This window comes from Psychrobium sp. MM17-31 (assembly GCF_022347785.1).
GTDB lineage: Bacteria > Pseudomonadota > Gammaproteobacteria > Enterobacterales > Psychrobiaceae > Psychrobium.
Map to the genome: position 1 here is coordinate 291942 of NZ_JAKRGA010000004.1, position 13291 is coordinate 305232.

The 13291-nt window shown below is 42.3% G+C and carries 12 protein-coding genes; 8 read left to right on the forward strand and 4 right to left on the reverse strand.

Annotation, left to right across the window (positions count from 1 at the left end; genetic code table 11):
* Together MHM98_RS13995 and MHM98_RS14000 are read right to left on the reverse strand one after the other, a co-directional pair.
* Positions 1–441, reverse strand: a complete 441-nt coding sequence (locus MHM98_RS13995; protein ID WP_239439976.1) for a hypothetical protein — start codon at positions 439–441, stop codon at positions 1–3.
* 183 nt (positions 442–624) lie between these two features.
* Entirely contained in the window at positions 625–3156 is a 2532-nt protein-coding gene (locus MHM98_RS14000; protein ID WP_239439977.1) for a zinc-dependent metalloprotease, read from the reverse strand.
* Between the two features lie 279 nt (positions 3157–3435).
* Between MHM98_RS14000 and MHM98_RS14005 the strand changes: the two genes are divergently transcribed.
* From MHM98_RS14005 to MHM98_RS14025, 5 genes are all read left to right on the forward strand, one after another.
* Positions 3436–3912, forward strand: a complete 477-nt coding sequence (locus MHM98_RS14005; protein ID WP_239439978.1) for a hypothetical protein — start codon at positions 3436–3438, stop codon at positions 3910–3912.
* Positions 3913–3998: 86 nt separating this feature from the next.
* Positions 3999–4400, forward strand: a complete 402-nt coding sequence (locus MHM98_RS14010) for a hypothetical protein (RefSeq protein ID WP_239439979.1) — start codon at positions 3999–4001, stop codon at positions 4398–4400.
* 18 nt (positions 4401–4418) lie between these two features.
* A complete protein-coding gene (locus tag MHM98_RS14015; RefSeq protein ID WP_239439980.1) occupies positions 4419–5129 on the forward strand; it encodes a response regulator transcription factor in 711 nt (236 codons plus the stop codon).
* The gene (locus MHM98_RS14020) at positions 5129–6475 is read left to right on the forward strand and encodes an ATP-binding protein (protein WP_239439981.1); all 1347 of its coding nucleotides are present in this window, start codon (positions 5129–5131) and stop codon (positions 6473–6475) included. Before MHM98_RS14015 ends, MHM98_RS14020 begins: the two co-directional genes overlap by 1 nt.
* Positions 6476–6699: 224 nt before the next feature.
* Positions 6700–7413: a sterol desaturase family protein gene (locus tag MHM98_RS14025; RefSeq protein ID WP_239439982.1), complete on the forward strand. Its 714-nt coding sequence runs from the start codon at positions 6700–6702 to the stop codon at positions 7411–7413.
* 64 nt (positions 7414–7477) lie between these two features.
* Here the strand turns inward: MHM98_RS14025 and MHM98_RS14030 are convergent, their stop codons facing one another.
* On the reverse strand, positions 7478–7717 hold the full coding sequence (locus MHM98_RS14030) for a DUF465 domain-containing protein (protein WP_239439983.1): 240 nt from the start codon (positions 7715–7717) through the stop codon (positions 7478–7480).
* A gap of 183 nt (positions 7718–7900) precedes the next feature.
* On the opposite strand from MHM98_RS14030, the gene MHM98_RS14035 reads away from it, so the two are divergent.
* Positions 7901–8404, forward strand: a complete 504-nt coding sequence (locus tag MHM98_RS14035; protein WP_239439984.1) for a putative 4-hydroxy-4-methyl-2-oxoglutarate aldolase — start codon at positions 7901–7903, stop codon at positions 8402–8404.
* Between the two features lie 4 nt (positions 8405–8408).
* On the opposite strand, the gene yjgA is transcribed toward MHM98_RS14035, so the two are convergent.
* Positions 8409–8936 carry a ribosome biogenesis factor YjgA gene (gene yjgA, locus MHM98_RS14040; RefSeq protein ID WP_239439985.1) on the reverse strand — a complete coding sequence of 176 codons (528 nt, stop codon included), beginning with the start codon at positions 8934–8936 and terminating at the stop codon, positions 8409–8411.
* 119 nt (positions 8937–9055) lie between these two features.
* Between yjgA and pmbA the strand changes: the two genes are divergently transcribed.
* Together pmbA and MHM98_RS14050 are read left to right on the forward strand one after the other, a co-directional pair.
* Complete coding sequence (gene pmbA, locus MHM98_RS14045; protein ID WP_239439986.1) at positions 9056–10399, forward strand: metalloprotease PmbA; 1344 nt, start codon at positions 9056–9058, stop codon at positions 10397–10399.
* Between the two features lie 204 nt (positions 10400–10603).
* Complete coding sequence (locus MHM98_RS14050; RefSeq protein ID WP_239439987.1) at positions 10604–13042, forward strand: GGDEF and EAL domain-containing protein; 2439 nt, start codon at positions 10604–10606, stop codon at positions 13040–13042.
* Positions 13043–13291 lie beyond the last annotated feature (249 nt).

Consider the following 13291-nt stretch of genomic DNA (forward strand, 5'->3'; position numbering starts at 1 on the left):
TTAGGCTTCATTCTTCATTTTTTTTAATTTCTCTTCGTTTAGGGCAATTAACTGCGCACTTAGCGCCATCATCTGATTGGTGAGTGCTTTAATTTGCTCTTTTGCCGCTTCGGTATTTTGATTTTTTAGCTTGAGAATTTCTTGTTGCAACTCGCGAATTTGTTCGCGAACTTGTTTGATCTTTTCATCGAGTAAATCACCTTTCTCGGCGCCTTCTTCAGTGGCTTCTGATTCATTGACTAAATCTTTTGGTTGCTTAAGAGCATAGCCAAAGTCATTAGTTTTACTCGCTTGTTGTGACAGCTCTCGGCCTTGTTGAGAAATGTGCACTGTCGATGTCGATTCATTGTCATTATTTACAGTCCAATAACCTGTTGTTGATGCTGGTGGCTGGACATGTGTTTGCGCGTTGATGGCAATATTTGGTGGATTGATTTTCATGATGATGAACTCTAGTTGCATAGAATTACTATCGGCCTGAATATGCAAAACTGTACCCATAATCAATAATGATGTTTGTTTTGCAGCAGCCTAAAATACTATCTACTGCGTTACCAACGACTACGGGTATTAAAAAGGCCGCTAAATTTTCATTTAGCGGCCTTGAATATCGCAGGTGATCAATTAGCTGTGTATAGCGTTTTTGATAAGTAGAGCGATATAGGCATTGTGATCTTTAGTTACCGCGTCCTGACCGAAGCCAAAACCAGATGCATTGTCGTAAATTGCATTTAACTGACCTAGCGCTGCAGCGCGTGCAAGGTTGTCATAACGAGATGGCTTACTTACACCAACGATGGCAATTAGGCGTTTAACATAGTCAGTTTGAATGTTTTGGCTGACAGTAGTTAGCTTACCGCTGTTAAAGATCGCAGCGGTTAAATCCGTCATTACTTCGGTTAGCGAATATTCGTTGCCGTATAACGATGTATCAGAGATGCGTTTTAATACATTTGGATGCATTAAGTGCGCTAATACATTGCGCTGCATGCCGATGATCATATCGTGTGCACGTGGATCTTCGTTGCGACCACCGTGGTTAAAGCCACGACGCTGCAATTGCATGTAGTTATACAGCGGCGCCATCGACTCAAGCACGTCGCTGTTAAATACCTGCTTAGCAAGCGTGTTCATCGCCGCTTTTTGGGTTGCCTTTGGCACTGGCGTGTAAGGCGTGTGTTTGTTGTCTTTGCTGTGGAAATCACGCTCGACATAGACACCACCGATTTGGCGAGACACGATACCAGCTTGGGTGCGGTATTGACCAAATAGTGAATTGGCAGAAATCAGTAGCGGTTGGTAAGACGCGCCTTCTTTAAGCGTTTTGTTTTTAAGGTTGCTAAACATGCCGTCGATCAGCTCCATACGCTGACTGGCATATGCCACTGGATCTGAAGACATATCACCAATCATCACACGTGGATCAATATGGCTACCAGGGCGGCGCATGTCGTCGGCGTCGTTACCAAAGGCATGACCGTGTTCGCTTGAACGATTTAAAATAGCCGCTAAACGCTTAGCTTCTGCTGCTTCGTCTTCTAATGCTGTGGTGTAACCAAACTCAATTGCCCAATCGTCATATGGACCTGGTTTAGTTTGGAAGAAGTTACCTTGACTCATACCTTTAGGCGCAACGTTTACCGCAGTGTAATCCATTACTGAGCCAGCTAGGATACCTTGGGTTTTATTGATGTCGTGAATATCTTTTTCATTCCACAAGATAGATGCTTTCATGTTGTGGTTTAAGCCTAGTGTATGACCAACTTCGTGAAGAATTAACCAACGTAAACCTTCGTCAAGCAACTGTTTACCTTCAACTGAATTAGTATCAGTGATGGTGTTAGCCATAATCATGCTTTGCTGTAATAAGTGACCTGAGCTACAGTGCAGGCCTTCTTTTTCAACATCGTGACCTGCAACACTTAAGCTCGCAGCGCCTTGGCTGTATAAGCTGTCGTAGATCCAGCGATTTTTCATGAATACATACTCAAGCATGATGTCTGCACCGAGCATTTCACCTGTTAATGGATTGGCAAGCGATGGGCCGTAGCCACCAAACGGAGGATTTGGCGATGAAGTCCAACGCAATACGTTGTAGTTGATATCACCTGCGCTCCATTCGGCGTCATCTGGCTGAATTTTTACAACGATAGCGTTTTTAAAGCCTGCTTTTTCAAACGAGCTGTTCCAGCTAAGAACTGCCTCTTTAATAGTGTCGCGCCATTCTAATGGGGTGGTATTTTCAATCCACCAAACTATTGGCTCTACTGGCTCTGACAATTCAGCACTTGGATCTTTTTTCACAAGATTCCAACGCTTGATAACATCTTTATAAGGTGCCCACTTGGTTGATGTCATTTCATCGTATTGATGCGTGAAGTAACCAACGCGCGCATCGTCGTAACGCGGTTTGAAGTCGCTCTCTGGCAATTTAACGAAAGAGTGCTGAACTTTAACCGACGTTGAACGTGGATCAGAAACGGCGCGAGAACCACCTACGCGTGGGTTTGGATTACTAAATACGTAATCAATAACTAAATCAACGTTGTCGTCGAAAGCACGTTTGTCTAAGAAACGTGATTTTTTGCTGTCTAGTTTACCAACGCTAAAGCGTTTGGCTGCCGCTTTACCAGAGCTTGGCCATGGTGAAACGCGGTGTAGTGACTCACCTAAAAATAGCTTGTTAACGTTAAGAAGGATTTTGCCATCTTCTTCTTTTTTAATCGGCAATGAAGCTAAAACTGCTTCACTAATATTGGCATCTTTCGCGCGGCTAATTGGATTGTTTTCATCAAATAAGAAACGCGGTGTTTTGGTGATAATATCGATGCGGTTGAAGTAGCGACGAAATTCAATAATCTTAACGCCGCGATAGCCACCGCGAAAATGTCCTGCATCGAGTAAACCGTCAACAGTGTGGGCAAAGTGAAGAATTGGTGTGTCTAGTTGATCGTCGTTTAACACCATCAACATTTCACCTGACTTCTTATCTTGGTAGAAATTGAATAAGCCTTTCGTTTCTTCTTTTTCTTTGATCATTGAGGCTAGCGAGGTGTCTTTCTTATCAGACTTAGATTTTTTGGCATCAGCCGCCAAAGCTGGCGAAGAAGCGCCAATGCTGAGCATAAGTGCCAGCGAAAGAGTAGTTAATTTCACGGGATATTCCTTGATTTTTTATCAATTATTATGGGCAAAATATTTGCGGCGATAGCCATTCTACGCAAACAATTGAGCAAGCTACAACATTAAAGGTAACAAGTTGTAAATTAGTACATTTCTAGGTTGCCGCTGGCAATAATTGTTACCTCTATTGTGGCTAGTTTTAGCCTCTAATTTTTATCTATTTAAGCTAAGGTGTTGAAAGGTAAGTATTAAAATATATTGGCTTAACCATTGCTATGTGCAAGCTAATTAGTGTTTTAGTTAGGGATAACAATGAATTTCTCCATTTTAAATCTCAATCGCCAATATCAGGTTGCACAGCAAGAGCAGCTTAGAGCAACTGAGCAGTTATCATCACAACCGCAAGTTGCCGAGCCGCAGTTGCGTGTAGCTGATGATAAAGTCACCTTATCTCAACAAGTACAGGGTGGACATAAACATAATAGCGTTGAAGCAAACACCTATGACCAATTAGCCCCTCAAGCCCGAGGAATTTCAAAAGTATCGCAGAGTAGTGATAAGCCAACTTCTCAAGAAACACTTTTTAAAGACGCCATGGCTTCGATTATTGAAGGGCGGTTAGGTGTAGATAAGGAAAAGATCAAAGAGATCGAAGCTATGATGGAAGAGGTAGCAAAAGATGAAACATTATCGTCTGAAGAAAAAGAGCGCCGTATTGGCGAGTTGCAAGAGTTGTTAGATAAAGAGTATGAGAAGGCTGCAGAAAAACAAGCACATCAGCCTGTCTAATCAGCTTAGCTTTACATTTCTTTACTACGGCGGAAATTTAGGCGAGATACAATTCTCTTTGAAATTATTTAGAGAGAAAATTTAATATGAAAAAATTCATTGTATTAGTAGCGTTATTTTTCGCTTGTTGGACACATGTGTACGCTGGTGAGAATGCCGATTTCCAGCAGCGATTTGAAAAGGTAAAAGAGCGTTTACAATTAACACCGCAGCAGGTCGATATTATTACTCCGATACTCATTGAGAGCGCCGACCGCACTAAAAAGGTGCTAGCCAAATACGATATCAATCTCGATGAAGCCAATAAAGACAATCGTGCTAAGCTTGGTTTTAGTCAGTTGCGTAAGTTAGCAAAAGACATGACTGCTGAGCGTGAAGTTACAAGTAAAGCGTTAGCTAAGCATTTAACGGCACAGCAAATGGAAACGTTTCAGTCATTGCAAGAAGAGCGCAAGAAAGAAATGCGCAGCCGAATCTTAAACCGATAGTTTGAGGGAGATAGAACGATGACTGCCGATAACATCAAGATCCTGATGGTGGACGACGATATTGAGCTAGGAAAACTCGTCAAAGAATATCTAATCAATGACGGTGGATTTGATGTTAATTTCTGCTTCGATAGTTTACTTGGTGTAGAACTAGCAACCACCCAAGATTTCGACGTTATTATCTTGGATGTCGGTATGCCAAAGCTCAATGGCTTTGATGCCCTTAAACAAATTCGTCTCCAAAAACTGACTCCTGTTTTAATGCTTACCGCACGAGGAGATCACATCGATCGCGTGATTGGCTTGGAGATTGGCGCCGATGACTATTTGCCTAAACCTTGTAATTTAAGAGAGCTTAGCGCGCGAATAAAAGCACTTCATCGGCGCTCTTCAATCAGTAATACCTCAAGTGAATCAACTAAAAGTAGTGGTTTGTGTGTTGGCGATTTATGTCTCATGTCTAGCTCGCAAACCGTCACTATTAATGATGAGTTAATTGGCTTAACAGGTGCTGAGTTTTTGGTATTGGAAATCTTGATTCAGCAAGCAGGGCAGGTGGTTGAAAAAAATGATATTGCGCAACACGCCTTAGATCGGCCGATAACTTTCTTTGATCGCAGTGTTGATGTGCACGTTGGCAATCTGCGCAAGAAACTAGGTCCTTTGGCCTCAGGACAACAACGTATTAAAACCGTGCGTGGCCGTGGTTATCTCTATGTGAGTGACTAATGAAACAATTCTTTTTACGCATTTTCTTTTCTATTTGGATTATTTTGCCTATTACTGCCGTCACAACGGTACTTACTGGTAAGTTATTCCAGCACACAGGATGGTTTGCACCGCCCACAGACTTTGAGTCAGCGCTTGTTGAAAAAGTCGTTAATGATATTGAAAGCATGTCTGATTTACCGGTGCAGATAACGGTAGATAGGCTGTTGGCTAGGCATGTGCTCGACATGGAGCAAATGATGCAGATTTATGTGTTATTGCCTTCTGGACAAGATGTGTTGCAGCGTGAGTTACCGAGGTTTATTTTGTCTCATTTAAATAATAACCAAGTTGCTAGTTCTGCATTAGACGATTTTAGAATGGTTGGTATTTCTCGAACATCACAAGGATTCACAGTTATTGGTCACAAGGCGCCATATCCGCTGGTGAGAATGATTTTTCAACCTAAAATTCGCATCGTGTTGTGGAGTGTCATGATACTGGTTAGTGCATTGGTGACTTGGCGATTGGCCCGTTATATTGTGGCGCCGTTGCGTGTATTGCGCCAAGCTAGTGTACAAGTGGCTGAGGGAAATCTCGATATTAGAATTGCTAATACTGTAGAGAACCGGCGTGACGACATAGCGCTTTTGGCGCAAGATTTTGATGCGATGACCGAAAAAATTGAGCTATTGATATCATCACAGCAGCGGTTAATGCGCGATGTCTCTCATGAATTGAGATCGCCCCTTGCTCGCTTACAAGCAATGATCTCTATTGCAAGTCAACAGTCGGATAAGCACGCGGTAGATTTAGTTAGAATAGAGCAAGAGCTTGAAAAATTAGATGCATTAATTGGCGACATTCTGTCTTTTTCACGTATAGATACAACGCAAAAACTCAATGTGCAACGCACCGATTTGCGAGAACTTATCGATGTTATTTGTGAGGGCGCAGAAATTGAAGCTGCCTGTGAGATAGAAAGAATTGATGTATCAGGCCCCGAGAGATTACTACTCGATGTGGATCCTAAACTTATCGGTAGTGCGATTGAGAATATTGTTCGCAATGCGCTGAAATTTTCTCCAGCGGATCAAAGAATATCACTCTCGATCACTCATAGCCGCAATACGATAGAGATATCTATTGTCGATAAAGGTCCTGGTGTTCCGATTGAGAGTTTAGAGCATTTGTTTACCCCATTTTATCAAGTGACTAGCTCAAATCGAGGCAGTGGTGTTGGTTTGTCTATTGCTCGAAGAGCCGTCGAGTTGCATGGTGGAAATATATCTGCTGTTAATCACACGCCCCATGGTTTAATGGTGGTGATTTCTTTGCCACACAAAGGTGCCGCATTAGAGATTTAGTTTGTGAATACCACTGAACTTTACATTTCTTATCATTGATAATGATCTTGTTTACAGTCCAGTTTTTATAATGCCCCTATTCGCAATTTGGCGATTAAACAAGAGCGTGGGGGCCTATGGACTATTCAAATTTTTTATTCTTACTGTTGCTACTAGTGTGTACTTTACTGGAAGCAGCGTGGATTACATTAGTACAAAGAAAATCTTATCCATGGACCGATAGCGTGAGCAATTTTGGCGTTGGCATTTTAAAGCGCGTGATTGATTTGTTGACGTACGGCGTAGCGGCAGCGGTTTTGTTTTGGGTTTATCAGTTTCGATTAGCCACAATAGAAATTAATAGCTTGGGTATCGCCGTTGTATTTTTCGTGTTATTTGAATTTGCTTATTATTGGCATCATCGCTGGGCGCATGAGGTTCGCTGGATGTGGGCAACGCATAGCGTTCATCATTCGGCAGCGACAATGAATCTATCGGTGTCGGCGCGCTTAGGCGCAACGGGGCTGATTTCTGGCAGTATTTTGGTTTTCGCACCACTCGCTTTAATTGGCTTTCACCCGCTGATGATTGCATTTACATTGGCGGCGAGTTTGTTTTATCAAGTGTTCTTGCATACTGAATTAATTAAAACGCTTGGTCCGTTAGAGTGGGTGCTAAATACGCCATCGCATCATCGAGTGCACCACGCTTCTAATCGTCAATACATCAATAAAAATTACGGTGGTGTGTTAATTATATTTGACCGAATGTTTGGCACTTTTGCCAAAGAAGAGGAGGCGGTAAAGTATGGTTTAACTATTCCGTGTGAGAGTAAAAACCCAATTAAAATTGCTTTGTTTGAATGGGGCAGAATCTTAAGAGATTGCCGCAAAGCGACATCACTATTTCAAATGTTTGGTTATATGTTTTTTGGCCCAGGATGGAAACCTAAGCAGTAATGCGAATAAAGGTGTTAGGGTCGTGAAGGCACAGGCGGGTGCCTTCACGATAATTTGTAGGCTATTACGCCTTTCTAAGCATGGTGAAAAGCTCGTCTTTTAAGTGCAGGCGACGTAGCTTTAAGTTTTCCAAATGCTCGTCAGATGAAACCTCTACAGCGTCTTCAATGCGGCGCACATCGCGATCTAAATGATGGTATTCATCGAACAATTTACTAAAGTGACGATTATTCATTTTTAGCTCGCGGATCTGGTCGTGAAACTCTGGGAATTCGTTGTGTAAGTGATGGTTTTCAATAGTCATTTTGACGTCCTTCCTGATTAATTTCTATAACTTCAAATTACGCCGATTGGGCAAAATTTAGTTGATCTAAATCAGATTGTTAACTGCTTTTTCAAATAAAAAATAATGAGTATTTAGGCTCGTGATATGCCTTGTAAATTTCGTTGTTTTAAGATGGTTGAGTTAACTGAATAAGGAAAAAGCATGTTGGATTTATTACCAGAGATTTGCGACCAATACCCAGAGCACGTAAAAATCATAAAACCAATGTTCCAGTCCTATGGCGCAATAGAAACCTTCTATGGGGAAGTGGTCACCTTGAAGGCTTTTGAAGATAACTCGAAGGTTCGTGAGCTGGCTGCCAGCGATGGCCGAGGAAAGGTGCTGGTAGTGGACGGTGGCGGCTCGTTAAATCGCGCCATGCTGGGTGATATGCTGGCTGAGAAAGCTGCGAAAAACGGTTGGCGTGGCATTATCATTAATGGCTGTATTCGCGATGTAAACGCGATTGCACAAATAAAACTTGGGGTGCAGGCATTGGCGGCGCATCCTTTGAAAACCGATAAGCGAGGACTAGGGGATATCGGTGTTGCTATTCACATTGGTGGTGTTGATATTGATGCGGGCGATTATATTTATGCCGACAAGAATGGGGTGTTAGTGACTAAAACGCCGCTAGATTTAGCGGCGTTAGGGTGGCTGGATTAGGTAATTACAACGTTTTACATTCTTTTATGTATTTGAAGAGTTCTTTATATCCTTTAGCCAGTTTTTCTTTTTTCACTTCTTTTGCTGCCTGGCGCACCAATTGACGCAGTTTTTGGCGGTCAGCTTGCGGATGATTTTCTAGAAAATCGTTAATAGCAACATCACCCATTTTGATCAGGCGATCGCGCTGTTTTTCTAACTTTTTAGATTCAACATCGGCGCGTTTATCGCGTTTATCAAATTGAGTTAGTGACTCTCTAATCTCGTCGACATCGCTGTTGCGCAGCATTTTAGCAACGAATTGCATTTGACGACGAAAGCCTTCCTTTTTGTTGCGAATGCGGTTTGCTAGTTCGACGGCAGCACGTAGTTCGTCATTCATTGGGATCATTGCACGCTGACTATCTGCTAAATCCATAATGGTGCGACCTAGGGCGTGTAGATCATCGGCTTGGCGTTTTAGCTCGCTGCGGCTCACCCAATCGTCTTGTTCATCGTTTAAATCGATGGGGGCTTTTTTCGCTTTGCTCATGTGTGTTCTCGAAATAATAAAGTCAATTGCGCGTATTGTATCATTAATTTCAGATCCAGTATCCAGCGAGAACGTGAAGCGTGCTAAGATGTCGCAAAATTATTTGAAGGAAGAACTCTGTGGCAGCTAACGACGATATTTTTGATGAATTAGCGCGAGTAAAAGAATCGGTGGCTAAAGCCTTAGATTCAGCGAAAAAACACGGTGCAACCAGTGCTGAAGTATCGATGAGTAAGCAAACAGGCTTGAGTGTATCGACTCGTTCGCGTGAAGTTGAAACTATTGAATTTAACCACGATGGTGCCTTGGGCATCAGCGTTTATTGCGGTCACCGCAAAGGCAGTAGTTCAACCTCAGATCTAAGCGAAAGCGCGATTGAAAGTGCAGTTTCTGCAGCGATTTCTATTGCTAAACACACTTCTGAAGATCCCTATAATGGCTTGGCTGATGCCGAACTTATGGCGACAGATATTCCGGATTTAGATTTGTATCATCCGGGTTCACTAGATCCACAGTACGCGATTGATCTAGCGCTTGAAACTGAAGCCGCTGCTTTGGATTTCAGCGATAAAATTACGTACTGTGATGGCGCTTCTTACAGCTCACATCAAGGTCTACGCGTATACGGTAACAGCCATGGTTTAATCGCTGGTTATCCAAGTACCCGCCACAGTTTGTCTTGTGTCACTATTGCCGAGCAAGACGGGGAAATGGAGCGCGATTACGAATATAGCGTGTCTCGTTATCCTGATCGCATTGATGCCGCAAGCTACATTGGCGAGCAAGCATCAAAAAATACCCTTGCCCGCTTAGGCGCCAAAAAACTTGATACCATGACGGTACCAGTGGTGATCAGTTCACAACTTTCTGCGGGTTTTATTGGTCATCTAGTGTCGGCAATTGGTGGCGGTAGTCTGTATCGCAAAGCCAGTTTCTTACTCGATCGCAAGGGTGAGCAGATTTTCCCTGATTGGTTATCGATTGAAGAAAAGCCCCATTTGAAAGGCTATTTAGCCTCAACGCCTTTTGATCATGAAGGATTGGCGACGAAAGATCTGACTGTGATTGATAACGGTATTTTGGCCTCGTATCTGATCACGAGTTACGCGGGACGCAAACTTAATATGGCGCCGACAGGACATGCTGGTGGTACCCATACTTGGTTTGTAAATCACACCGTTGAAACTCAGAGCGAGCTGTTAAAACAAATGGGCACTGGATTATTAGTGACCGATTTGATGGGCTCATCTGTCAATATTATTACCGGAGACTATTCGCGTGGTGCGGCAGGTTTTTGGGTGGAAAATGGGATTATTCAATACCCTGTTCACGAGATCACTATTGCAGGCAACCTCAATGATTTATATCGCAATATTGTTGCGATTAGTAATGACCCTGATACCCGCAAGAGTACGCTGTGTGGCTCTATTTTATTAGAAGAGATGAAAGTAGCAGGGAATTAATTCAATTGTCATCTAAATTTCATATACCTGTCATATGGAAGGACGCCGCAAATTTTTGCGGCGTTTTTTTATTCAGCTGAAAATATCCAACTTAAATGGTTACGACGTTAGTCTACTTAAATTTCAATTACTTGGCTGTTTTTTATTCTTTTTAATACGAAAGTGCTAGCAAAAGTTGATATTTAATCCAATAATTAGAGTTATTTGACGTTTGAAACTGGCGAAGAAATGTCGACTTATGAACAAATAGATTCAGCGCTGTTTGATACTACTGCAAGTTTTGAGATTTCAATTTCAAAGCACTTTGATTTGTCGCTTATTAGCGTTGATGATTTAACGTTAACGCTATTCTCATTAGATACCCAATCTGACTTTGATGAATTTTTTCATACTAATATAGCCAGTTCTCTTGCCCACGGTCTAACTCATCTGCACCGAACAGCTCAAGGCCGCAGTTGTTTTCGAGTTCCATTTACCATTACCACCGACAGCTCACACCTTGATTCTATTTTATTGCTCAATGTTCAAGAAAATTATCACAAGGCGATTGTTCACATCGTCGATCTAACTCAATTTAGTGAGGCCAAGTTTCAGTTAGAAGAGTTAATGTTGCGCTACGAGCTGGTTGTTGAAGGGGCCTTTGGGGCTATTTGGGACTGGGATTTGGTTAACAAGAGTGTTCATTTTTCTGAAAGTTGGTGCCAGTTACGCGGTGGAACTAAATCTGATTTCACTGGCGATCAGAACGAATGGGTGGAGTCAGTTCACCCTGATGATTTACCACGAGTTATGCAGGCGGTTGAAGATCACTTTGCTGGTAAAACGGAAGTTTTTGAAGAAGAGTATCGAATTGTTGATAAGCAAGGTGGTATTACTTGGATTGTCGATCGCGGTATTGCTAAACGCAATGCACAAGGTGAAGTTATCCGAATGGCGGGTTCGGAGTTTGATATCACTGAGCAGCGCGCGCATCGCGAGGAATTAAAACTGGCGGCGAGTGTGTTTGAAAATATCACTGAAGCGGCAGTGATTTTAGATGCGAATGGTTACATCATCAATGTGAACGAGGCTTTTAACCAGTTATTTTGTTCGCAAAACATCCCGCTGGATTCAATGCATTTTAGCGAGATTTTTTCGATTTCGCAGCGCCAAATCATTAAAGATTTATTAGCTACCCATCCGATAAAATGGTCCGGTGAAACACAAATACATACCCTAAACCACGATGCTGTAGCCTGTAAATTGACGGTAAATCATGTAAAAAATGGCGAGGAAATTACCCACTTTGTTTGTTTGCTTGCTGACATTAGTGAAACCAAAAAGACACAGTCGCTATTGTATGATCTCGCTTATAAAGATGCGCTAACAGGCCTACCTAATCGCTTATCTCTCAATAGTTATTTGATGTCGCAAATTAGGCAATATCGAGAAACTAATAAGCAATTGGCATTGTTGTTTATCGATTTAGACAATTTTAAATTCGTCAATGACAGCCTAGGCCATAAAGCGGGTGATGATATCGTTAAAAAAGCGGCGAGAATAATTAACGATGTCATGGGAGAACACTGCTTTATTGCGCGCCTAGGCGGCGATGAGTTCGTTGTTGTTTTACCGATAAATCAAGCGACGAATACCGCTCAACAAGCCGCTGAAAAGCTGGTTTCTAATCTTAAGCACCGCGTAGATATCCAAGATAAAAAAGTCATGGTGTCTGCCAGTATTGGTATTTCAATTTATCCCAATGATGGCGTCGATAGCGACACCTTGATTCAGCATGCTGATGCTGCAATGTATCAAGCGAAAGAGCGCGGTAAGCAAACCTATCAGTTTTACACTCAATGCTTAACGCAAAAGGCGATGGACAGAATGCAGCTGGAAGCGAATATCGATCAAGCTATCGCTAGAGAAGAGTTTATATTGCACTATCAGCCGCAAATAGACATCGCCACTGATAAGATTATTGGTGTTGAAGCGCTGATTCGCTGGCAACCACATGAGCATCCTTTAATTTATCCGGATCAATTTATTACGCTTGCAGAAGAGAACAATACCATTATAGAAATTGGCCATTGGGTGCTAAGAGCTGCATGTCAGCAAGCAAAGCAATGGTTAGATAGTGGATTGGTGTTCGGCGCGATGTCGGTAAATGTTTCCGCTAAGCAATTACAATCTGACGAATTAATCAATCATGTGAAAAACGCACTGGCGGTGAGTGGTTTAGCGCCACAATATCTCGAGCTAGAGATCACCGAAAGTTTCATATTACATCAGCCTGATGACGCGATTGCCCGTTTGCATAAATTGCGCGAACTTGGCGTTACACTGGCTATCGATGACTTTGGCACCGGATATTCATCATTGAGTTATCTCAAGCGTTTGCCGGTGCATCGCCTGAAAATAGATCGCTCGTTTATCGGCGATATTCCGCAGGACACAAACGACACAGCTATCACGCAGGCGATTATTGTTATGGCTGAGCAACTAGGGTTGGCGATAATAGCAGAAGGGGTAGAAACCCAAGAACAAGCGCAGTTTTTATTGCGAAACAAATGTTCTCAGGCTCAGGGGTACTTGTATTCTAAGCCACTTGATAGCTTACAAGCAGAGGCTTTCATTAGTAAGAAGTCCTCATTATTGGTGTAATCATTTAGGTTATTTACTGTCCAAATTTCGCCTTCATGTTATTGGCGATTCAGTTAGTATTGGGGTGGACGATTGATATCGTCTGGCACACTCCATTGTTCATCGCGCTTTCTCCAATCTAGTCAATAATCCGCATTTTTTTAAGGGTTGAATAATAGACAATTGCTGTTAATATGCTTATCTGAAATTAGATATTACTTTTAGTTATATAGATCTTTTTATCAATGTAAGCACCTTCAGTTAGTAGAG

Bases quoted from the DNA above. Each gene is read 5' to 3' on its own strand.
- MHM98_RS14015 (WP_239439980.1), top strand. From the start codon at position 4,419: ATGACTGCCGATAACATCAAGATCCTGATGGTGGACGACGATATTGAG.
- MHM98_RS14030 (WP_239439983.1), bottom strand. From the start codon at position 7,717: ATGACTATTGAAAACCATCACTTACACAACGAATTCCCAGAGTTTCAC.
- MHM98_RS14035 (WP_239439984.1), top strand. From the start codon at position 7,901: ATGTTGGATTTATTACCAGAGATTTGCGACCAATACCCAGAGCACGTA.
- MHM98_RS14005 (WP_239439978.1), top strand. From the start codon at position 3,436: ATGAATTTCTCCATTTTAAATCTCAATCGCCAATATCAGGTTGCACAG.
- MHM98_RS14010 (WP_239439979.1), top strand. From the start codon at position 3,999: ATGAAAAAATTCATTGTATTAGTAGCGTTATTTTTCGCTTGTTGGACA.
- MHM98_RS14020 (WP_239439981.1), top strand. From the start codon at position 5,129: ATGAAACAATTCTTTTTACGCATTTTCTTTTCTATTTGGATTATTTTG.
- yjgA (WP_239439985.1), bottom strand. From the start codon at position 8,936: ATGAGCAAAGCGAAAAAAGCCCCCATCGATTTAAACGATGAACAAGAC.
- MHM98_RS13995 (WP_239439976.1), bottom strand. From the start codon at position 441: ATGAAAATCAATCCACCAAATATTGCCATCAACGCGCAAACACATGTC.